We start from the raw sequence: 21,431 nt of genomic DNA, 5'->3' as shown, positions 1-21,431 counted from the left end.
TGGGGCTCAGATCAAGATTCGCACGACATTGTTGACGCCCAGCGCAAGTACGGCGAGCCCGGCCAGCCAAGTGGCGGCGCGTGCCGGGATGCGCTTGATGAAATACGCGCCAAACGGCGCGGTCAGCACGCCGCCGAGGATCAGGCCGAGCACGGCGACCACGTGGCCCGTGCCGATGCTGTAGAGAAACCCGATGCTGGCGGCGATGCTCACCATGCTCTTGGCCAGGTGCACGCTGCCGATCACCACGCGCGGCTGAAGCCCGCGCGCCATGAGCGTGGTGGCGGTGATTGCGCTCCAGCCGCCGCCACCAATCGCATCCAGGAATCCGGCGAAGCCGCCGAGGACGGAGGTGCCGCGCGGCGGCTCGGTGAGGAGGCCGGCCGGCCGCGAGCTGCGAGCCAGCAGGAACACCCCCATGCCAAGCAGGTATGGCGCAAGGATGGCGCGCATCCATGCCGACGGCAGGTGCACCGCCAGCCAGACGCCAAGCAGCGCAGCGATGACGCCCGGGATGGCCAGCGTCAGGCATAGCCGCTTGCGCACGTTGCCGGCGAGCAGGTGGCTGATGCCCGAGGCACCGCAGGTGAAGGTTTCGGCGTAATGCACACTGGCGCTGGCCATCACCGGCGGCATGCCGAGGCCAAGCAGCAACCCGGCCGAGGTGACGCCATAGGCCATGCCGAGCGCGCCGTCGACGAGCTGCGCGGCAGCGCCAACCAGCGTGAAAACCAGGAATTCGGGCAATGGACTCATCGCGACTCGCCGACATGGGGCGCAGGCATGTCAGCACGAGCGCATGCGGGCGGGAAATAAGCCGCCTGTATATCGACATGGGCGGCAAGCGCGTCATCATGCCGCAATGCTTGCGTGCGAAGAAATGCGCACCGGCGTACCGGTGCGCGTTGGCGGGGAGCGAAGTGTCGTGCTTCAGGCGTGTGCGCGGTTGCCGTGGGCGCCGCTGGTGCGTCGGTGCGCGGCGACTTGCGCGGTCGCTTCGGCGAGCTGGCGGTGGCGCCAATCGGGCACGCTTGGCGGCGTCTCCGGCACGATGCCCAGGGTCAACAGGCGGCGCACGTCGTTGCGGTCGAGGTGCGGCGCAAATTGCACGATCCACTCCAGCATGTAATCGCGCAGCACGCTGTCCCGGCGCAGCACGATCCAGGTCGTGCACAGCGGCAGCAGTGCATCCGCGCGCACCACGGCGAGATCGGTGTCGGCCTCTGGCTGCAAAGCCATTTCCGCCAGCACGCCCACCCCGAGACCAGCGCGCACGTAGGTCTTGATGAGGTCGGCATCGGCTGCCGTCACCGCGATTTGCGGGGTCAGTCCGGCGGCGGCAAACGCGCGCCGCAGCGAGGATTCCGGGCGTTTCGAGGAGTCGTAGCTGACCAGCGGCTGCGCGGCCAGCTCGGCCAGGGTCGGGGTGCGCCCGAGCGTTGCCAACGGGTGCCCCTGCGGCACCAGCACCACGCGGCTCCAACGGTATGCCGGCAAGGCGATGCCGCCGCTCGGGGCGCCGCCGGAGGTACTGATGACGGCGAGGTCGACTCGTCCGCTGTCCAGCAGCGGCAGCACTTCGGCGTCGCCGCACGGCTGCAGGTGCACGCTGACTTCGGGGTAGTGCCGGTTGAGCGCGGCAATCGAGGGGGGCAAGGCAAAGCGCGCCTGGGTATGGGTGGTGGCGATGCGCAGCTCGCCCTGGGTTTCCTTGCGCAGATTGGCGGCAATCGCGCGGATGTTCAGCGCTTCGGCGAGGATGATGCGCGCGCGTTCGATCACCCGCGCGCCGGCCTCGGTCATCGCATCCAGGCTTTTGCCCTTGCGCACGAACAATTGCAGGCCCAGTTCCTCTTCCAGCTGCTTGAGCTGTTTGCTCACGCCGGGCTGGGTGGCGTGCACGTGCTCTGCGGCGGCGGTGATGTTCAGCCGGCAATCGGCAATGGCGACCAGGTAACGCAATTGGGTGAGAGTCATGTCAGTCCGTGGGATGCGAGCGGCGGGGAAGGCGGGAAGTACCAGGCGATGAACACAAACCGATACATCGCATCATCCGGCGTGGCGCGGTGCGTCCAGTGGCAAGGCGTGGCGGGTGGCTGACGGAGACCATGCGGCAAAGTGTATATGCCATTTTGTTCGGACGTCTAGACGTATAGACGTTCGAAATCTGTTCAATTGTGCGCGCCTGGCCGACATGCCAGCGCGGCATATCACCGTGCGCAAAGTCATTTCCGGCGGCGGGAACCTTGCCCGTAGCGTGTGATCATTCTGTTGCGCGAAGCCTGCCATGAAGCTCTACCCGCTGTTTGCCGACCTGTCCCACCGCGCCGTACTGGTGATTGGCGGCGGCGCGGTGGCCGAACGCAAGGCGCTGGCGCTGCTGGCGGTCGGGGCGCAGGTGACGGTGGGCGCACCCGAGCTTACCCCTGAGCTGGCGCGGCTGGCCCGGCGCGGCCGCATCGCCCATCGCGCGGCAGCGTTCGCGCCCGACTGGCTGGATCATGCGTGGCTGGTGATCGCCGCCACTGCCGACCGCGCGTTGAACGCGCGGGTGGCGGATCTGGCGGCGTTGCGGCGGCTGTTCGTGAACGTGGTGGATGATGCTGCGCTGTCGAGCTTTCAGGTGCCGGCGGTGGTCGATCGCTCACCGTTGGTGATCGCGATCTCCAGTGGCGGTAGCGCGCCGATGCTGGCGCGGCTGGTGCGTGAGCGGCTGGAGTCGCTGCTGGATCATTCGCTCGGTGCACTCGCGACGCTGGCAACGCAATGGCGCAAGCGCATCCGCCGCAGGTACCCCGATCTTGCCGTGCGCCGACACTTCTATGAGTGGCTGTTCCGTGGCCCGGTCGCGCAGCTGGTGCGCAGCGGACGGTTTGAGCAGGTGCAAGCCGCGGTGGCGCAGGCACTGCAAGGTGCTACTCCCGCATATGCGGGCTTGGTGGTGCTGGTCGGCGCGGGGCCGGGTGATCCCGGCCTGCTGACGCTGCGCGCCTTGCGTGCGCTGAACGAGGCCGACGTGATCCTGCACGACCACTTGGTTACGCCCGAGGTGCTGGATCTCGCGCGGCGCGACGCCGAACGCATTGAGGTCGGCAAACGTGCAGGCGGCCGCTCGGTCAGCCAGGACGACATCCACGCGCTGCTGCTCAGGCATGCACGCGCCGGGAGGCGGGTGGTGCGGCTCAAGGGCGGCGACCCGTTCGTGTTTGGCCGTGGCGGCGAGGAACTGCAGTTTTTGCGTGCGCACGGCATTCCTTATGAGGTGGTACCGGGGGTGACCGCCGCCCTGGCGTGCGCCGCGCACGCCGGTGTGCCACTGACCCATCGCGACCACGCGCAGTCGGTGCGTTTCGTGACGGCACATTGCCGCGATTCGCTGGACACGCTCGATTGGCGCGCGTTGGCGCAGGAGCGGCAGACGCTGGCGGTGTACATGGGCGTATCCGGCTTGCCCGCGTTGCGCGCGCATCTGCTCGCCGGCGGGCGGCGGCCCGATACACCGTTTGCGTTGATTGAAAACGGTGCCCGGGCCGACCAGCGCGTGGTCGTCGGCACGCTGGACAACCTGCCGGAGCGCGCCGTGGCGCATGCAGTGCATTCACCGGCCCTGCTGATACTTGGTACGGTGGCCGGGCTGGCTACCGAGTTGGCGTGGTTTGGCGCCGCACCTCTGGCCGAATCCGCCACGGTGCCGCCGGCGCGCCGCCTGCAGACCGGCCACGAGCTTGCCCATTGTCCGGCTTGATGCCGTTTTACCCGTGTCATCTCCGATCCCCGCGACATTTCCGCCACGTCACCCAGGACCGACCATGATCTACGACAGCATTCTCGACACCATCGGCCGCACGCCGATCATTCGCCTGCATCGGCTGGCGCCGAAGCACGTCGAACTCTACGTGAAGGTGGAAGCCTTCAATCCCGCCGGTTCGGTCAAGGATCGCCTGGCGCTGGCGATCATTCTCGACGCCGAGCAGCGCGGGGCACTTCAGCCCGGTCAGACCGTGGTGGAAGCCACTTCCGGCAACACCGGGGTGGCGCTCGCCGCCGTGTGCGCGGCGCGTGGCTATCCGTTCGTGGCGGTGATGACCGAAACGTTTTCGGTGGAACGGCGCAAGCTGATCCGCGCCTATGGCGGCCGGGTGGTGTTGACGCCGGCGGCAATCCGCGGCACCGGCATGGTGGAGAAGGCGCGCGAGCTGGCGCGCAAGCACGGCTGGTTTCTCGCCAGCCAGTTCGAGAATCCGGCGAACCCGGCGTATCACCGGCAGACGACGGCGGCGGAAATCCTCGGCGATTTCGCCGGTCGCCGATTGGATTACTTCGTCAGCGGCTGGGGCACGGGCGGTACGCTGACTGGCGTGGGCGAGGTGCTCAAGGTGGCGCGCCCGGAAACCACGGTGATCGGCGCCGAGCCGGCCGGGGCCTCGCTGCTGGGCGGCAAGCCGTGGGCGTCGCACAAGATCCAGGGCTGGACGCCGGATTTCCTGCCGCAGGTGCTGAACAGCAAGGTCGTCGACCGCATCGTCACCGTCGACGACGTGCTGGCGCGCGACACCTCGCGCGCGTTGGCGCAGCGGGAAGGCATTTTCACCGGGCTGTCCTCCGGCGGCACGCTGGCGGCGGCGTTGCAGGTGGCGCAAACCGCACCGGCGGGCGGCGCGATCCTCGCGATGCTGCCGGATACCGGCGAGCGTTATCTCTCCACCTTCCTGTTTGAAGGCGTGAACGAAGGCTCGGACGAGATCGAGTGAAGGGCCGCGGTCGAGCTCGCGCGTTCAGATCGCTTGCGCGAGATCGGCCGCAAGCCCGGTGTACGTCCCCGGCGTCAACGCCAGCAGGCGCTGTTTGGCATCAGCCGGCAGATCCAGTTGCTGGATGAAATCGTGCATGGTTTGCGCGGTCATGCCGTGGCCGCGGGTCAGCGCCTTGAGTTGCTCGTAGGGCTGCGGCAGGCCGTAGCGGCGCATCACGGTCTGCACGGCTTCGGCCAGCACTTCCCAGCTCGCGCCAAGATCGCTTTCGATGCGGTCGGCATTCACCGTGAGCTTGCCCAGGCCCTTGAGCAGCGATTCGTAGCCCACCAGGGTGTGGCCGAAGGCGACGCCGAGCGCGCGCAGCACGGTGGAGTCGGTCAGGTCGCGCTGCCAGCGGCTGATCGGCAGCTTGGTTGCGAAGTGGTCAAGCATCGCGTTGGCCAACCCGAAATTGCCTTCCGCGTTTTCGAAGTCGATCGGGTTGACCTTGTGCGGCATGGTCGAGGAGCCGACCTCGCCGTCCTTGAGCTTTTGCCGGAAGTAGCCGAGCGAGATGTAACCCCAGGTGTCGCGCGCCAGGTCGATCAGGATGGTGTTGGCGCGGCGCACGGCGTCGCAGTATTCGGCGATGCCGTCGTGCGGCTCGATCTGCGTGGTGTACGGGTTCCACGTCAGGCCCAGGCTTTCGACGAAGCGTTGCGAGAACGCGCGCCAGTCGACTTCCGGGTAGGCGATGGTGTGCGCGTTGTAGTTGCCGACCGCGCCGTTGATCTTGCCGGGGATGGCCACCGCGGCGAGCTGTTCGCGCTGGCGCGCGAGGCGCGCCACGACGTTGGCGAGTTCCTTGCCCAGCGTGGTCGGCGAAGCCGTTTGGCCGTGCGTGCGCGCCAGCATCGGCAGCGCCGCGTTGGCATGCGCCAGCTCGCGCAGTTTCGCAGTGACGCGCTCCATGGCCGGCAGCAGCACCTCGCTGCGCGCGTCGCGCAGCATCAGCGCATAGGAAAGGTTGTTGATGTCCTCGCTGGTGCAGGCGAAATGCACGAACTCGCGCGCCTGCGCCAATGCCGGGTCGGCACCGATGCGCTCCTTGATGAAATATTCCACCGCCTTGACGTCGTGGTTGGTGGTGGCCTCGATCGCCTTGATCCGCGCGCCTTCCTCGATCCCGAAACTGTCCGCGATGGTGTGCAGGTGCTTCACCTGCGTCGGGGTAAACGCCGGCAGCTCACCGATCGTCGACTCGTTGCCGAGGGCAAGCAACCATTCGATTTCCACGTGCACGCGCCGGTGCATCAGCCCCAGCTCGCTGAAGATCGGGCGCAGCGCTTCGACCTTGCCGGCGTAGCGGCCATCCAGCGGCGACAGGGCAGTGAGTGCATGGTTGGACATGGCGGCGTTCCGGCGCAAGGGAACGCGCATTTTAGCGTGACGGCGGTTTGGTGCAGCTTGCCTTATAGTCCGCAGGTTTTCCTTCACTCAGAGCAAGGGTTTGGAGCATGAGCGGTTTCCGCATTGAACACGACAGCATGGGCGAGCTGCAGGTACCTGCCGATGCCTTGTATGGCGCGCAGACCCAGCGCGCAATCGACAACTTTCCGATCTCCGGCCAGCACCTGCCGCGCGAATTCATCCGCGCGCTCGGCCTGGTCAAGGTCGCCGCCGCCGAAGCGAACCTGACGCTCGGCCACCTGAAGAAGGGCCAGGTGGCGGCGATCCGCAAGGCCGCGCTGGCGGTGGCCAGTGGCGAATACGACGCGCAGTTCCCGATCGACATCTACCAGACCGGCTCGGGCACCAGCACCAACATGAACGCAAACGAGGTGATTGCGCACCTTGCCGCGGCCGCGGGCACCAAGGTGCACCCGAACGACCACGTCAACTACGGGCAAAGCTCGAACGACGTGATCCCCACCACCATCCGCGTCAGTGCCGCGCTCAGCGCGCACGAGCAGTTGCTGCCGGCGCTGAAGCAATTGAAAAAGGCGATCGACCGCCGCGCACACCAGTTGCGTAACACCGCGAAGACCGGTCGCACGCACCTGATGGACGCGATGCCGATCACCTTCGGCCAGGAGCTTTCCGGCTGGTCGGCGCAGATCGGCTCGGCCAGCGCGCGCATCGAGGATGCGCTGGTGCGCCTGCGGCGCCTGCCGCAGGGTGGCACCGCGGTCGGCACCGGCATCAACGCCGATCCCAAGTTCGGTGCGGCGGTGGCGGCGCAGCTCAAGAAGCTGACCGGCGTGCGTTTCGAGGCGATGGCGGTGCCGTTCGAGGGCATGGCTGCACAGGACGATGCGGTGGAGCTTTCCGGCGCGCTGAAGACGCTCGCGGTGGCAATGATGAAGATCGCCAACGACCTGCGCTGGATGAACTCCGGCCCGCTCGCCGGCCTCGGCGAGATCGCGCTGCCGGCGCTGCAGCCCGGTTCGTCCATCATGCCGGGCAAGGTCAACCCGGTGATTCCCGAAGCGGTGACCATGGTGGCCGCGCAGGTGATCGGCAACGACACCGCGATCACGGTGGCTGGTCAGGCCGGCAACTTCCAGCTCAACGTGATGCTGCCGCTGATCGCGCACAACCTGCTCGAATCCATCCGCATCCTCGCCAACGTTTCGCGCCTCCTGGCCGACAAATCGATTGCCGGCTTCACGGTGAACAAGGAACGCGTGAACCAGGCGCTGGCAATGAACCCGATCCTGGTCACTGCGCTGAACCCGGTGATCGGCTACGAGAAGGGCGCGGCCACGGCAAAGAAGGCGTACAAGGAACACCGCCCGATCATGGACGTGGCGCTGGAAACCACCGGCCTGTCGAAGGCCGAGTTGTCCAAGCTGCTCGATCCGCTGGCGCTGACCAAGGGCGGCATCCACGGCAAGTGATGCGCTGCGTGGCCGCAACAAGAAACAGCCCGCCAATGGCGGGCTGTTTCGTTTGCCGAGAGGGGCGGCTCAGTCGGAGAACACCGCAAACCCCTTCTTGCCGTCCTTGTCGACGTCCTTGCCGCAATCGTCGACATCCTTCTGCGTCATGGTGGCGTAGGGCCTGAAGGCAGGCAGGTCGGTGGCAAGTTGCTGCTGCGAAGCCCGCAGCCGCGGCAGCCGCTTGCACAATGCCATGGCGGCGGCCTTGATCTGTTCGGCCTGCGGGTGGATGGCGGCCTCGATCTGCTTGTCGTCCTTGCCGGAGAGCGCACCGACGATCGCCTGCTTCGCGGCACCCATGCCGAGACTGGCACCGCGTTCGCCGATGTCCATGCCGGCTTCGGCGATGCCGATGATCTGCTGGCGGTAGTCCAGCAGCAGGGCGCGCTGCGCCGGCGTGGCATCCACTTTCCTGCCGGCGATCAGCAGATCGCCCTGCGGGGTGATGACCGCCTTGGGCAGCTTGTCGCGGCGGTCGTCATCATGGCCGACATGCACGTTGTTGATGTCGATGTCCCGGGTGGCCAACTCTTGCCGGGCCTTGTTCATGCCTTCGTGGATCTTCTGGGCCAGGTAGGGTTCCGGCGCAGCGGCGGAACTTCCCGATGTCGTGCCGGGGTCGGCCGGTTCGGACTGGCTGCAGGCGGCCAGCGGCAGCAGCAGGGCGAAGGCAAACAGGTGGCTCGTGAGGGCATTGGTTTTCATGGTCGGTTCTCCCCGATCGCAAGCGGTGGTCGGATGTCAGGTGTCGTCGCGCCAGCGGCGGAACCAGATGGCGCCGGCAAGCATGGCGATGGCGGTGGCGACGCCGACCCAGAGGTTCACCGAGCCCAGGACTGCGTAGGAATGCATTACGCCCACGCTGGACAACAGCTCGGCGGGGTTGTTGCCGCCGACGTGCGGGATTTTGGCGTACCAGCCGCCGGGGAACACGCTGAACAGGATGCGGAGCAGCACCTCGCGCCAATACCAGCTGTTCTGCAGGGTGATGGTGCCGAGCAGGTTGAACCAGCCGAGCACGATGCCGACCGCCACCGGCAGCGCCACGGCCCACAGGAACGGCTTGCTGCGGGCCCACGCCGAGCACAGCATCAGCCAGCCGATCGACGGCAGCGCCCATAGCAGGTACAGCGGGATCGAACCGATCAGGTTGGCGATCACCTGCAGCGGATGCGACAGGGTCAGCAGGTGCCAGACGCTGACGCCATGGAACGACAGCGCGAGGGCGAACATCAGCAGCATCGCGATGCCGGTGAGGGTGCCCACCACCACTGCGATGGCCGGGGCGACCACGGTTGCGGCGACTACCTTGGACAGCACCGTCGCGGTGTCGGAGACCGGCAGCGATTTCCAGAACAGCAGGCTGCGGTCGCGACGGTCGTCGTACAGTGCGCCGAGGCAATAGAAGAACACCACGAAGCCCAGCACCATGCCGATGATGATGGTGGGCGAGTACATCGCCATGTCCAGCCCCGCGCCGACAGCAGTCATCGACTGCTGGTCCAGGTTGCGGGTCAGCAGACGCATGTTGTTGCCTTCGCCGCCGAACGCGATGTTGAAGCGGGTGCTTCCGCCCAGCACTTCGCCGGTGATGATGCCCATCAGGTTCAGCAGCAGGAAGATGCCGCCGATGATGACCGGGGTCCAGAAGAACCCGCCGCGGTGCTCCCATAACTCGCGCTTGACCAGCCAATAGAAGGTCTTCATGCGTAGGTTCCTTTCATGGTGGCAACGAACAGATCGCTGACTGAAGGCCGGCGCACTTCGCCGAGCGCTTCGAGCTGCGCGTGGTCGATGCCGTCGAACAGGAAAATCGACTTGCCAAATACCGTGCGCTCGTCGAGCGGTTTGAGCGCGCGCGCCGCATCGGCTTGCGGCGCATCGACCAGCACCTCGGCAAATCGTTCGCCGACGGCATCCATGTCGGCGTCGAGCACGATCTTGCCGTCGCGGATGAACATCAGGTCGGTGAGGATGTGCTCCACCTCTTCCACCTGATGGGTGGTGACGATGATGGTCTTGTTCTCGTCGAAGTAGTCCTCCAGCAGGTTCTGGTAGAACTGCTTGCGATAGAGGATGTCGAGCCCGAGCGTGGGTTCGTCCAGCACCAGCAGGCGGGCGTCGATCGCCATCACCAGCGCCAGGTGCAGCTGCACGATCATGCCCTTGGACATCTGTTTGACGCGTTGCTCGGGCTTGAGCTTGGTGCGGGCAAGGAAGGCCTCGCACTTTTTGCGGTCGAAGCGTGGGTGCACGTGGGCGACGAAATCGACCGCTTCGCGCACGCGGATCCAGCGTGGCAGCACCGCGACGTCGGCAATGAAGCACACCTGCTCCATCAACTTGCCGCGCTGGCGCCGCGGGTCGAGCCCGAGCACCGACAGCTCGCCGTCGAACGTGGTCAAGCCGAGGATCGCCTTGAGTGCCGTGGTCTTGCCGGCACCGTTGGGGCCGATCAGGCCGACGATGCGTCCCGGTTCAATGGTGAAGCTGACGTCGTCCAGCGCAACGCTGTGGCGGTAGCGCTTGGACAGGTGGGTAGCGGTGACGACGGCGGTCATGCGGGTTGCTCCGGTTCGCGCTTGGCCTCGCGCAGCAGGGTTTGCAGATCCAGCCCGAGGCGCTGCAGGCGGGCGTACAGCGCCGGCCACTCTTCGCGCAGGAAGCGCTCGCGCTCGGATTTCAACAGCGTCTCGCGGGCACCTTCGACGATAAACATGCCTAGCCCCCTGCGTTTTTCGACCAGTTGTTCATCGACCAGCTCCTGGTACGCCTTGGAAACGGTCAGCGGATTGATCTGGAAATCCGCCGCCACCTGGCGTACCGACGGCAGCGGGTCACCCTCGTTCAGGGCGCCGTCCAGAATCATGGCCACCACACGTGCGCGCAGCTGGCGATAGATCGGGATGCGGTCGTTCCAGGTGATGGTCATGAATCATTCCTTGCTGCCCTTGGCGGCGCTGTCGAACGAATAGTAGGGCATGGCCAACTGCGCCCCGAGCTGCGCGGCGCGCGCGCTGTCGGTGGCCTGCAAGGCCTTGGCGGAGAGGCTGCCCAGGGCGGCGGCGGCCTTTTGTTCGGCGACGGTGGGCGTGACCACGAGCGGCGCGAAGTCGGTGACGGTCAGGCCGCTGATGAGCGTCGGTGCGGCTGGAGTGACTGGCAATCCGACGATGGCCAGAGTGGCCGAGGTCATCAACACGGCGATGCCGGAAGCGATCCAGCGGCGAGCGGGAACGACGATATCGGCGACAAAATCGGCGGCGGGGTTCAGGCTGGAGATGTGGCGAGCGTTCATGGTAGTGCTCCTCTGGTGGTCTCGTTGACCGGTGTTGTAGTGAACTATAACACCATGCGGAAACCAGTCAACCATTGGTGACCATGACTGATGGCAGGGGCATGAAAAAAAGCAAGGCCGACGTCATGCCGGCCTTGCTTTGTGGGGACGGTGACGGCGCGGTTGCGCCGTTTGCCGGTTACTGGGCGAGCTTCGCCGCTACATCCACCAGGCGTCGTGCCTGATGACTGATTGCCGCTTTCACGTCGTCGTTGAACGGGGCGCCCTGGGTGTGGCTGTAGCCGTACGGGTTGCCGCCAACCTTGTAGATCGAGGGGTCGGTGAAGCCCGGCGCGACGATGATCCCGCCCCAATGCATGATCGTCGCGTAGAACGACAGCAGCGTGGCTTCCTGGCCGCCGTGTGCGTTTTGCGCCGAAGTCATGGCCGAAACCGGTTTGTTTGCCAACTTGCCGTTGAACCACAACTGGCCGAGGGTATCGATGAAGGCGCGCATCTGGCTTGCTTGCACGCCAAACCGGGTCGGGGCGGAGAACAGGTAGGCGTTCGCCCACTCCATGTCTTCTGCCGTCGCCACGGGAACCTGGGCAGTGGCTTCGGCATGCGTCCGCCAGGCCTCCTGGCCGGCGACCACGGCAGCCGGCGCCGTCTCCGGCACCTTGCGCAGGCGCACTTCGGCACCCGCGGCCTTGGCGGCCTCAGCGGCGATGCTGGCCATCTGGTGGTTGGTGCCATAGGTCGAGTAGTAAACGACGGCAAGCTTGACGCTCATGCGGGTCTCCTGTGAATGCGGGAAAGGCGGGCAACCCACTCAAGGACTCGGGTTGTCGCGACGGCCGTCATTATCAGGTGGGAACAATGGCGCGATAAGTCGGGTATCTTTGAACTTATCGTTCGCGCCGGGAAACGACCATGCCGCCATCCAGTGCCGTGTTGGAAGACCTCAACGACCTGTATTTCTTTGCCGCCGTGGTCGAACACGGCGGCTTTTCCGCTGCCGGTCGTGCCCTCGGCGTGCCCAAGTCCCGCCTGAGCAAGCGCGTGGCGCAACTGGAAGAACGCCTGGGCGTGCGGCTGCTGCAGCGCACGACGCGGCGCTTCGTGGTGACCGAGGTGGGCGAGCGCTTTTATGCGCATTGCCGCGCCGTGCTCGAGGAGGCGCGGGCGGCGCAGGAAGCCGTGGACGAGCTGCGTGCCGAGCCGCGCGGAGTGGTGCGTCTGAGCTGTCCGGTGTCGCTGGCACAAACCATCCTGGCGCAGGTGCTGCCGGATTTCCTGGCGAAGTATCCGAAGCTGCAGGTGCGCGTGCTGGCCAGCAACCGGCGGGTGGATCTGCTGGGCGAGGGCTACGACCTGGCCATCCGCGTGCGCAGCAAACTCGATACCGACGCCAACATGGTGCTGCGCAGTTTCGGTCTTGCGCGCGTGTTGCCGGTCGCGGCCCCGAGCCTGCTCGATACGCTGGGACGCCCGCAACATCCCGACGAGTTGGCACGCTTTCCGGCGTTGTCGATGCAGGAACACGAAGGCCCGCAAACGTGGGAACTGCTCGACGCCAGCGGCAAGCCGGTGACGGTCGAGGTCAACGCACGGCTGGTATGCGGCGATTTTGCCGTGCTGCTCGAAGCGGCGCGGCGCGGCGTGGGCGTGGCGATGTTGCCCGAATCGGTGTGTGCGCAGCTGGTCGACCGGGGTGAGCTGGAAGTATTGCTGCCGGCCTGGAGCGCCCCCGAAGGCACCATGCATTTCATCTACCCGAGCCGGCGCGGCATGCTGCCCGGTGTACGCGCGCTGGTGGATTTCCTCGCCGAGCGCTTGCCGGCGGCGAGCGAACACCTGCGCCGCGAGTGTGGGCCATTGGCGGCCGAATGACGCGTGCTACGCTTTCGTTTGGACATCCATACGGCAAGGCAATGAAGATCGATACCAAGCTGCCCAAGGTCGGCACCACCATCTTCACGGTAATGAGCCGACTGGCGGCGGAGCACCGCGCAGTGAACCTTGGGCAGGGCTTTCCGGATTTCGAGCCGCCGCAGGGTTTGCGCGATGCGCTGACACGCGCGATGAACAGCGGCAAGAACCAGTACGCGCCGATGCACGGCGTGGCCGCGCTGCGCGAGGCGATCGCGGGCAAGACCGAGAAACTGTACGGCCACCGGCCGGACATGGAGGCCGAGATCACCGTCACTTCCGGCGCCACCGAGGCGCTGTTTTCCGCCATTGCCGCTGTGGTGCGCACGGGCGAGGAAGTGATCGTGTTCGACCCCGCCTACGACAGTTACGAGCCGGCGATCGAACTGCAGGGGGCGCGCGCCGTGCACATTCCGCTGCGCACGCCAAGCTTCAGCATCGACTGGCAGCGCGTGCGCGACGCGATCACGCCGAAGACGCGCATGATCATCATCAACAGCCCGCACAATCCGTCTGGTGCCGTGCTGGGCGCGGACGACCTCGCGGCCCTTGCGGATATCGTGCGCAACACCGACATCGTGGTGCTCGCCGACGAGGTCTACGAGCACATCGTGTACGACGGCCGGCGCCATGAGAGCGTGCTGCGTCATCCCGAACTCGCTGCGCGCAGCATCGTGATTTCCTCGTTCGGCAAGACCTACCACTGCACCGGCTGGAAGCTCGGTTATGCGATTGCGCCCAAGGCGCTCAGCGCCGAGTTTCGCAAGGTGCACCAATACCTTACGTTCTGCAGCTTCCACCCCGAGCAGGTCGCGTTTGCCGATTTCCTGGTCAGCGATCCGCAGCATTACCAGGAGTTGCCGGCGTTCTATCAGGCCAAGCGCGACCGTTTCCGCGCGCTGCTGGCGCCATCGCGGTTCAAGCTGCTCGATGTGGCCGGCGGGTTCTTCCAGCTGGTCGACTACGCGGCGATCCGCGACGAGGACGATCTGGCCTTCAGCCGCTGGCTGGTCACCGAGGGTGGCGTGGCGGCGATTCCGCTGACGCCGTTTTACGCCAATGCGCCGGGTACGCGTCTGTTGCGCCTGTGCTTCGCCAAGAGCGACGCGACGATGGAGGCGGCCGCCGAGCGGCTGTGCCGGCTGTGAGCGGGCAGGGCGTGGGGCTCGCTCCGCTCACCGTCTCGCTGGTGCAGGGCAATACCCGCTGGCACGACGCCGCCGGCAATCGCGCGTACTACGGCGAGCTGGTGCGTCGCGCGCGCGGCAGTGATCTCGTCGTGCTGCCGGAGACCTATCTTTCCGGCTTCAGCAACGACACTGTCATCAGCGCCGACACCATGGACGGCGAGAGCCTGGCCTGGCTGCGCGCACTCGCCGGCGAAGTCGGCGCCGTGGTATGCGGCAGCCTTGCTATCCGCGAAAACGGCACCGTGTTCAACCGCCTGATCTGGATGCGGCCGGACGGCAGCTTCGTGCAATACGACAAGCGCCACCTGTTCCGCATGGCCGGCGAACACACGCGTTATGGCGAGGGCAGTGAACGCCTGGTGGTGGAACTCAAGGGCTGGCGCATCCTGCCCGAGGTCTGCTACGACCTGCGCTTCCCGGTGTGGCTGCGCAACCGCCGGCTGGAAAGCGCTGCTGGCGGGATGGATTACGATCTCGCGATCTTCGTCGCCAACTGGCCGACCGCACGCCGTCACCCGTGGCGCACGCTGCTGCGCGCCCGCGCGATCGAAAACCTCGCCTACGTGATCGGCGTGAATCGCGTCGGCACCGATGGCAATGACTTGCCGTATGCCGGCGACAGCGCCGTCATCGACCCGGTCGGCGAAACCCTCGTCGAATGCGGTGCCCTCGAACAGATCGCCACCCTCACCATCGACCCCGCGCCGTTGCTGGCCCATCGCGAACGGTTTCCCGCCTGGATGGATGCGGATGCGTTCGAGTTGCGGTGAGGCGGCCGCGTTCGACTGGAGGGTGGGTGCAGGCTGCGCCGCTGGATCGCCTGCAAGCCGTGCAGGCCGGCTTAGTCTTGGACTACCGGCCTGGCGCGCTGCCGTCCTCGCAATAGTTTTACCGGTGAGCAAAAGCCGTCCAAAACAAAAGGGACTTGCATCGCTGCAAGTCCCTGATTTTTGGCGGAGAGGGTGGGATTCGAACCCACGGTACGCTTACACGTACGCCTGATTTCGAGTCAGGTACATTCGACCACTCTGCCACCTCTCCAAAACGGTCGCGTGGTCGACGCGAGCCGGAAAGTTTACGTGCTGGCTCGCGGTGTGACAAGCATGGTGCGGGGCGTCAGGCGGAGGCTTTCTTCTTGGCGAGGCGCAGCCAGGTATCGACCACGGTGTCCGGGTTCAGCGACAACGATTCGATGCCTTGCTCCATGAGCCACTCCGCGAGGTCGGCGTGGTCGCTCGGGCCTTGGCCGCAGATGCCGATGTATTTGCCTTTGGCGCGGGCGGTCTTGATTGCCATCCCGAGCAGTTTCTTCACCGCCGGGTTGCGCTCGTCGAAGCGGTTGGCAACGATCGAGGAATCGCGATCCAGGCCCAGCGTGAGCTGGGTGAGGTCGTTGGAGCCGATCGAGAAGCCGTCGAAGATGTCGAGAAACTCGTCGGCCATCAGCGCGTTGGACGGCACTTCGCACATCATGATGACTTTCAGCCCGTGCTCGCCGCGCTTGAGGCCGTTGTGGGCCAGCACATCGATCACCTGCCGGGCTTCTTCCAGCGTGCGCACGAACGGGATCATCACCTCGACGTTTTCGAGGCCCATCGTTTCACGCACCTTCTTGACCGCCTTGCACTCCAGTCCGAAGGCTTCGCTGAAGCTCGGGTCGACGTAGCGGCTGGCGCCGCGGAAGCCGAGCATCGGGTTTTCCTCGTGCGGTTCGTAGTTGGCGCCGCCGAGCAGGTTGGCGTATTCGTTGGACTTGAAGTCGCTCATGCGCACGATGACCGGCTTGGGGTACACCGAGGCAGCGATGGTGGCGATGCCCTCGGCCAGGCGCTCGATGTAGAACTCCACCGGGCCGGCATAACCGGCGATGCGCTCGTCGATCTTGGCCTTGGTTTCGGCATCCTGCTTGGCGTATTCGAGCAGGGCCTTGGGATGCACGCCGATGTGGCTGGCGATGATCATTTCCAACCGCGCGAGGCCAATGCCGGCGTTCGGCAACTGGCCGAAATCAAACGCGCGCTCGGGGTTGGCGACGTTCATCATGATTTTCAGCGGCGCCTCGGGCATGGCGTCGAGGTCCGCCGTGATGCGCTCGAAGGCGAGCGTGCCCGCGTAGATCGTGCCGGTATCGCCGGCGGCGCAGGATACGGTGACCGGTGCGCCATCGGGAATGCGGGTCATGCCGTCACCGGTGCCGACCACCGCCGGCACGCCAAGCTCGCGCGCAATGATCGCGGCATGGCAGGTGCGGCCGCCACGGTTGGTGACGATGGCGCTGGCGCGCTTCATCACCGGCTCCCAGTCGGGGTCGGTCATGTCGGCCACCAGCACATCGCCGGGCTGCACCTTGTTCATGTCGGCGAGCGAGCGCACGACGCGGGCGGTGCCGGCGCCGATTTTCTGGCCGATCGAACGGCCTTCGACCAGCACCTTGCCCTTTTCGTTGAGCTGGAAGCGTTCGAGCTGGGTGGTCTTGGCGCGTGATTTCACGGTTTCCGGCCGCGCCTGCACGATGTAGAGCTTGCCGGTGCCGCCATCCTTCGCCCATTCGATGTCCATCGGACGGCCGTAATGCTGCTCGATCGTCAGTGCCTGCTTGGCCAGGGCTTCGACCTCGGTATCGGTCAGGCAGAACTTGCGCCGCCATGCCGCCGGTGTGTCTTCGGTGCGCACGCGTTCGCCGGGGGCGTTCGAGTACACCATGCGCAGTTGCTTGGAGCCGAGATTGCGCCGCAGCACCGCCGGCTTGCCGGCTTTCAGGGTGGGCTTGAACACGTAGAACTCGTCGGGGTTCACCGCACCTTGCACCACCATTTCGCCCAGGCCGTAGCTGCCGGTGACGAACACCACATCACGGAAACCCGACTCGGTGTCGAGCGTGAACATCACGCCGGCGGCGCCGATGTCCGAGCGCACCATGAGCTGCACGCCAGCCGAGAGGAACACGTTTTCGTGCGCATAGCCCTGGTGCACGCGGTAGGCGATGGCGCGGTCGTTGTACAGCGAGGCAAAGACCTCCTTCACTTTGCGCAGCACGTCTTCGATGCCGACCACGTTCAAATAGGTTTCCTGCTGGCCGGCGAAGCTGGCGTCGGGCAGGTCCTCGGCGGTGGCGGAGGAGCGCACGGCCACGGCGATGTTTTCCGCCCCGGCGTCCTGGCACATCTTGGCGTAGGCGTCGCGAATGGCCTGGTCGAGGTCGGCGGGCAGTGGGGTCTCCGCCACCCAGCTGCGGATTTCCTTGCCGGCGCGGACGAGGGCATCGACGTCATCCACATTGAGATTGGCCAACCGTGCCTGGATGCGCTTGGCCACCCCACTCTTGTCCAGGTATTCCTCGAACGCCTGCGCCGTGGTGGCGAAGCCGCCGGGTACCGATACGCCGAGTTTTGCGAGGTTGCCGATCATTTCCCCCAACGACGCGTTTTTGCCGCCGACCTTGCCCAGATCGGTCATGCGCAGCTGGTCCAACCAAAGCACGAGGTGGTTCAAGACAGTCTCCTGAGCGGGGGAATCGAGCGAAAAGTGGAATGGACGCAATACGCAGGCCCGATGCGGCCTGCGAAGGACTGGTATTGTCCGCCGTTGATGCCGTGCAGCACAAGAAGACCAGTGCCGCCCGACACCGCGCCAACTGCATACCAGTCAGGCAGCGGTTGGCATCGACCGAGGCGGCGACAGTTCTGCGGGCATGCGTTAAGGTGCCGCGCAACGTTGGTTCACGCCACGGGACACGCGATGCAACGCACGGTTTTTTTCATCTCCGACTCCACCGGCATTACCGCCGAGACGATCGGCAACAGCATCCTGGCGCAGTTCGAAGGGCTGCGTTTCGACAAGCACCGGTTGCCGTTCGTGGACGACGCCCACAAGGCGGAAGCGGCGGCGCTGCGCATCAAGACCCACTACGCAAAAACCGGTGAGCGCCCGATCGTGGTGAACACGCTGGCCGATCGCGCGCTGTGCGAGATCGTCGCCAGCAGCGGCGCGCTGATGCTTGACGTGTTCGCGCCGTTCATCGGCCCGCTCGAAATCGAGCTTGGCATCAAGCGTTCCGGTGCGGTGAATCGTTCGCATGGGTTGGTCGACTGGAAGAAGTACGAGTCGCGCATCAACGCCACCAACTATGCGCTCTCGCACGACGACGGCATCGACGTGAACTATGCCGATGCCGATTTGATCCTGGTGGGCGTGTCGCGCTCGGGCAAGACGCCGACGTGCCTGTACATGGCCTTGCATTACGGGGTGTGCGCCGCCAATTACCCGCTGACCGAGGAGGATCTGGAAAAGCTGGAGTTGCCCGAACGCCTGCGGCCGTTCAAGCAACGTCTGTTCGGGTTGACGATCGAACCCGAGCGGCTGGTGCAGATTCGCGAGGAGCGTCGCGCCGGCAGCCGTTACGCCACGCTCAAGCAGTGCCGCTGGGAGCTGGAACAGGCCGAACGCTTGATGCGCCAGGCCGGTATCGCCAGCCTCAATACCACCCATGTATCGATCGAGGAGATCGCCAGCAAAATCCTCGCGCGCTTCGGCATCGAGCGCACGATGTTTTGAGCCCCGCCGATGAGCGCTGTACTCGACAACCGTTTGAGCCTTCTGCCGGGACGTTTCGAGTTCCTGATGGGTTTGTACGCCGAGAACTACCACCGGCTGACCCGCCTGTTTGCGCCGCAGGAGCTGGCGCCCGGCCGCTATGTTTCCGATGTGGACGACGGCCTCAACGTGCATTTGGCGGTGCAGGAACGGCACCCGTATACGCTGGAGCTGGAACTGACCTATGGCTTTGTCGACAGCCACACCGGCCAGCGCGCGCCGTCGGCGCAACTGCGCATGTACACCGACGCGCATGTGGCCGAGGCGCTGCATTGCCATCCGGGGCAGCACTTGTGGCAGGTGCTCGGACCGTTTGCTCCGGCGCATACCGTGTTCCAGCATCGCCTGCGCATGAACGGGTTTCTCACCCGCTGGCTGGAATACCTTGCCGAGCAGGGCCATTCGCTGGGGACGCTGGAGCCGACGCATCCGGACTGATCGCGTTCGTGCAGGCAACAAAAAACCCGCCGGCGGCGGGTTTCTCGCAATAGATGGCGGAGCGGACGGGACTTGAACCCGCGACCTCCGGCGTGACAGGCCAGCATTCTAACCAGCTGAACTACCGCTCCACGTTGACAACCAGTGTTGCGTACCAATCATGGCGTCCCCACGGGGATTCGAACCCCGGTCGTCACCGTGAAAGGGTGATGTCCTAGGCCTCTAGACGATGGGGACGAATTGAATTGGTGGAGCCAGGCGGGATCGAACCGCCGACCTCCTGCATGCCATGCAGGCGCTCTCCCAGCTGAGCTATGGCCCCGCCACTGGAAGCCGCAAAGAATAGGTGCGAGCCGTAGCTCCGTCAAGCTTTTTTTCCGGCCGGATGGCATCGCCTGGCGGGCACGTACGCGGCGTGCGCGAGGCATCGTTTAAGCTCTCCGGATACACGCCATCGGGGATCGCATGCACGACATCGGTTTCATTCGCGACCTTGCGCTGGTGATGCTGGTGGCCGGCGCCACCACCATCCTGTTCCAGCGCCTGCGTCAGCCGGTGCTGCTCGGCTACATCCTCGCCGGCGTGCTGATCGGCCCGCACACGCCGGGCATGCTGGTCGCGGACGCACGCACGATCGACGACATCGCCGACCTCGGCGTGGTGCTGCTGATGTTCACGCTGGGGCTGGAATTCAGCGTGCGCAAGCTGCGCGAGGTCGGCGTCGGCGTGATTGCGGTGACCGTGCTCGAGGTCGGGCTGATGCTGTGGATCGGCATCGGCCTCGGCCGCCTGTTCGGCTGGACCGGCATCGACGCCGTGTTCCTCGGCGCAATCATCGCGTTGTCCTCGACCATGGTCGCCACGCGCATGTTGAAAGAAGGCGGCCAGCAGCACTTGCCGTTCGCGCGCATGGTGGTGGGCCTGCTGGTGGCCGAAGACGTGCTGGCGATCGTGATGCTGACCCTGCTGACCGCAATCGCGATTGGCGGCACCGTGCAGGCGGGCGCGGCGCTCACGCTGATCGGGCACCTGGGCCTGTTCGTGATTGTCGGCATGATCCTGGGGCTGCTGCTGTTGCCGCGCCTGATCGACTACGTGGCTGGTTTTGGGCGCGATGAAACCCTGCTGGTGGCGGCGCTCGGCGTGTGTTTCGGCGCCAGCCTGCTCGCCGCCTGGATGGGGTTCAGCGTGGCCCTGGGCGCGTTTCTCGCCGGCGCGGTGGTGGCCGAGGCGCGCAGCGTCGGGCGCGTGCTGCACCTGGTGGAACCATTGCGCGACATGTTTGCCGCGCTGTTCTTCGTGGCCATCGGGCTCAAGATCGACCCGGTGATGCTTTGGCAATACGCGTTGCCGGCGCTGCTGATTGCTGCGGTGGTCATTGTCGGCAAGACGCTGGCCTGCAGTTTTGGCATTTTTGTGGTGGGCAACGATGCGCGCACGGCGCTGCGCTCCGGCCTCAGCATGGGGCAGATCGGCGAGTTCTCCTTCGTGATTGCCGCGCTTGGCGCCTCGCTGCATGCGATCAGCGATTTCATCTACCCGATCGCGGTGGCGGTGTCGGTGGTGTGCATGGCGGCCTCGCCGTACCTCAACCGTTCCGGCAACCGCATCGCCGACAGCATTGCCCGGCACGTGCCGCGGCCGTTGCATCTCCTGGCGCATACATATAGCGGCTGGCTTGCCAACCTTGCGCCGGTTGAGGAAAACGCCGCGATTGCCGCGATGTTCCGCCGACTCCTGTGGCACATCAGCGTGAACGTGCTGCTGATCGTGACCTTGTTCATGATCGGCGCCTATGTGAACGCGCACAGCTGGGGCTGGTTTTCGCAGTGGGGCATCCATCGCGAGCTGCGCCACACCCTGATCTGGGCGTTGGCGCTGTTCCTGTCGCTGCCGATGCTGATTGCGGTTTATCGCAAGGCCGAGGCGCTGGGCATGTTGCTGGCCGAGCTGGGCATCCGCGAAACTTTTGCCGGCAGTTACACCCAGGCGATCCGCGGCGTGCTGGCGCGCCTGATTCCGCTGGCGATGCTGTTGGCGCTGGCGCTGCTGGTGGGCGCCCTGGGTTCGGCCATCCTGCCGCCGCGCGGGGTGGCAGTCAGCCTGGTGGTCGCACTGGTGGCGCTGGCAGTGGTGCTGTGGCGTTCGCTGGTCAAATTGCACGCAAGGCTGCAGGCGGCACTCAAGGAGACGCTGGAAAAACCGGAACCCCCGCCAGGGCCGCAGCGCTCGGCTTGAACCTTTCTGCCGCTTGACTGTCGCAGCAAAACCCGATTGCATGCCCGGCTGTCGCGCCTCAGAATGAGCGGCCATGCCCCCGCGGTGG

19 protein-coding genes and 4 tRNA genes are annotated in these 21,431 nt (G+C 65.6%); 9 read left to right on the top strand and 14 right to left on the bottom strand.

Going from position 1 to position 21,431, the window contains the following annotated elements:
* Positions 1-6: 6 nt before the first annotated feature.
* Together AC3WP6_RS10185 and AC3WP6_RS10180 are read right to left on the bottom strand one after the other, a co-directional pair.
* Positions 7-756: a sulfite exporter TauE/SafE family protein gene (locus tag AC3WP6_RS10185; RefSeq protein ID WP_492627602.1), complete on the bottom strand. Its 750-nt coding sequence runs from the start codon at positions 754-756 to the stop codon at positions 7-9.
* A gap of 174 nt (positions 757-930) precedes the next feature.
* The gene (locus AC3WP6_RS10180) at positions 931-1,977 is read right to left on the bottom strand and encodes a LysR substrate-binding domain-containing protein (protein ID WP_492627601.1); all 1,047 of its coding nucleotides are present in this window, start codon (positions 1,975-1,977) and stop codon (positions 931-933) included.
* Between the two features lie 310 nt (positions 1,978-2,287).
* Here AC3WP6_RS10180 and cysG point away from each other — a divergent pair, with 310 nt between their 5' ends.
* A complete protein-coding gene (cysG, locus tag AC3WP6_RS10175) occupies positions 2,288-3,745 on the top strand; it encodes a siroheme synthase CysG (protein WP_492627600.1) in 1,458 nt (485 codons plus the stop codon).
* A 64-nt stretch (positions 3,746-3,809) separates the two neighbouring features.
* Entirely contained in the window at positions 3,810-4,751 is a 942-nt protein-coding gene (gene cysK, locus AC3WP6_RS10170; protein ID WP_492627599.1) for a cysteine synthase A, read from the top strand.
* 24 nt (positions 4,752-4,775) lie between these two features.
* On the opposite strand, the gene purB is transcribed toward cysK, so the two are convergent.
* On the bottom strand, positions 4,776-6,143 hold the full coding sequence (purB, locus tag AC3WP6_RS10165) for an adenylosuccinate lyase (RefSeq protein WP_492627598.1): 1,368 nt from the start codon (positions 6,141-6,143) through the stop codon (positions 4,776-4,778).
* 107 nt (positions 6,144-6,250) lie between these two features.
* Between purB and AC3WP6_RS10160 the strand changes: the two genes are divergently transcribed.
* A complete protein-coding gene (locus AC3WP6_RS10160; RefSeq protein WP_492627597.1) occupies positions 6,251-7,633 on the top strand; it encodes a class II fumarate hydratase in 1,383 nt (460 codons plus the stop codon).
* Positions 7,634-7,702: 69 nt separating this feature from the next.
* On the opposite strand, the gene AC3WP6_RS10155 is transcribed toward AC3WP6_RS10160, so the two are convergent.
* From AC3WP6_RS10155 to wrbA, 6 genes are all read right to left on the bottom strand, one after another.
* Entirely contained in the window at positions 7,703-8,380 is a 678-nt protein-coding gene (locus AC3WP6_RS10155) for a YggN family protein (protein ID WP_492627596.1), read from the bottom strand.
* Positions 8,381-8,416: 36 nt separating this feature from the next.
* The gene (locus AC3WP6_RS10150; RefSeq protein WP_492627595.1) at positions 8,417-9,382 is read right to left on the bottom strand and encodes a hypothetical protein; all 966 of its coding nucleotides are present in this window, start codon (positions 9,380-9,382) and stop codon (positions 8,417-8,419) included.
* The gene (locus AC3WP6_RS10145) at positions 9,379-10,236 is read right to left on the bottom strand and encodes an ABC transporter ATP-binding protein (protein ID WP_492627594.1); all 858 of its coding nucleotides are present in this window, start codon (positions 10,234-10,236) and stop codon (positions 9,379-9,381) included. The genes AC3WP6_RS10150 and AC3WP6_RS10145 overlap by 4 nt, the downstream gene beginning before the upstream one ends.
* Positions 10,233-10,607, bottom strand: a complete 375-nt coding sequence (locus AC3WP6_RS10140; protein ID WP_492627593.1) for a GntR family transcriptional regulator — start codon at positions 10,605-10,607, stop codon at positions 10,233-10,235. Before AC3WP6_RS10140 ends, AC3WP6_RS10145 begins: the two co-directional genes overlap by 4 nt.
* A gap of 3 nt (positions 10,608-10,610) precedes the next feature.
* Positions 10,611-10,973 carry a hypothetical protein gene (locus tag AC3WP6_RS10135; RefSeq protein ID WP_492627592.1) on the bottom strand — a complete coding sequence of 121 codons (363 nt, stop codon included), beginning with the start codon at positions 10,971-10,973 and terminating at the stop codon, positions 10,611-10,613.
* 178 nt (positions 10,974-11,151) lie between these two features.
* Positions 11,152-11,745, bottom strand: a complete 594-nt coding sequence (gene wrbA / locus AC3WP6_RS10130; RefSeq protein WP_492627591.1) for an NAD(P)H:quinone oxidoreductase — start codon at positions 11,743-11,745, stop codon at positions 11,152-11,154.
* A 140-nt stretch (positions 11,746-11,885) separates the two neighbouring features.
* Between wrbA and AC3WP6_RS10125 the strand changes: the two genes are divergently transcribed.
* Genes AC3WP6_RS10125 through AC3WP6_RS10115 form a run of 3 tightly spaced genes read left to right on the top strand, consistent with a single transcriptional unit; the run spans position 11,886 to position 14,844 of the window.
* Entirely contained in the window at positions 11,886-12,845 is a 960-nt protein-coding gene (locus tag AC3WP6_RS10125; RefSeq protein WP_492627590.1) for a LysR substrate-binding domain-containing protein, read from the top strand.
* A gap of 41 nt (positions 12,846-12,886) precedes the next feature.
* Positions 12,887-14,032 (top strand): pyridoxal phosphate-dependent aminotransferase, encoded by a 1,146-nt coding sequence (locus AC3WP6_RS10120; RefSeq protein WP_492627589.1) that lies wholly within the window; start codon positions 12,887-12,889, stop codon positions 14,030-14,032.
* The gene (locus AC3WP6_RS10115; protein WP_492627588.1) at positions 14,020-14,844 is read left to right on the top strand and encodes an amidohydrolase; all 825 of its coding nucleotides are present in this window, start codon (positions 14,020-14,022) and stop codon (positions 14,842-14,844) included. Before AC3WP6_RS10120 ends, AC3WP6_RS10115 begins: the two co-directional genes overlap by 13 nt.
* A 181-nt stretch (positions 14,845-15,025) precedes the next feature.
* On the opposite strand, the gene AC3WP6_RS10110 is transcribed toward AC3WP6_RS10115, so the two are convergent.
* Positions 15,026-15,115 (bottom strand) — tRNA-Ser (locus AC3WP6_RS10110).
* A gap of 75 nt (positions 15,116-15,190) precedes the next feature.
* A complete protein-coding gene (ppsA, locus tag AC3WP6_RS10105) occupies positions 15,191-17,566 on the bottom strand; it encodes a phosphoenolpyruvate synthase (protein ID WP_492627587.1) in 2,376 nt (791 codons plus the stop codon).
* Between the two features lie 246 nt (positions 17,567-17,812).
* On the opposite strand from ppsA, the gene ppsR reads away from it, so the two are divergent.
* Together ppsR and AC3WP6_RS10095 are read left to right on the top strand one after the other, a co-directional pair.
* Positions 17,813-18,628, top strand: a complete 816-nt coding sequence (ppsR, locus tag AC3WP6_RS10100; RefSeq protein ID WP_492627586.1) for a posphoenolpyruvate synthetase regulatory kinase/phosphorylase PpsR — start codon at positions 17,813-17,815, stop codon at positions 18,626-18,628.
* A gap of 9 nt (positions 18,629-18,637) precedes the next feature.
* Positions 18,638-19,105, top strand: a complete 468-nt coding sequence (locus AC3WP6_RS10095) for a DUF1249 domain-containing protein (protein WP_492627585.1) — start codon at positions 18,638-18,640, stop codon at positions 19,103-19,105.
* Between the two features lie 54 nt (positions 19,106-19,159).
* On the opposite strand, the gene AC3WP6_RS10090 is transcribed toward AC3WP6_RS10095, so the two are convergent.
* From AC3WP6_RS10090 to AC3WP6_RS10080, 3 genes are all read right to left on the bottom strand, one after another.
* Positions 19,160-19,236 (bottom strand) — tRNA-Asp (locus tag AC3WP6_RS10090).
* Positions 19,237-19,266: 30 nt separating this feature from the next.
* Positions 19,267-19,342: transfer RNA gene (locus AC3WP6_RS10085), tRNA-Glu, on the bottom strand.
* Between the two features lie 9 nt (positions 19,343-19,351).
* A tRNA-Ala gene (locus tag AC3WP6_RS10080) sits at positions 19,352-19,427 on the bottom strand.
* 143 nt (positions 19,428-19,570) lie between these two features.
* Here AC3WP6_RS10080 and AC3WP6_RS10075 point away from each other — a divergent pair.
* A complete protein-coding gene (locus AC3WP6_RS10075) occupies positions 19,571-21,343 on the top strand; it encodes a cation:proton antiporter (protein WP_492627584.1) in 1,773 nt (590 codons plus the stop codon).
* The last annotated feature ends 88 nt before the right edge of the window (positions 21,344-21,431 follow it).

It is taken from the genome of Rhodanobacter sp. FW106-HT46G03, from assembly GCF_058789895.1.
This window is presented reverse-complemented; position numbering and strand designations above follow the sequence as displayed.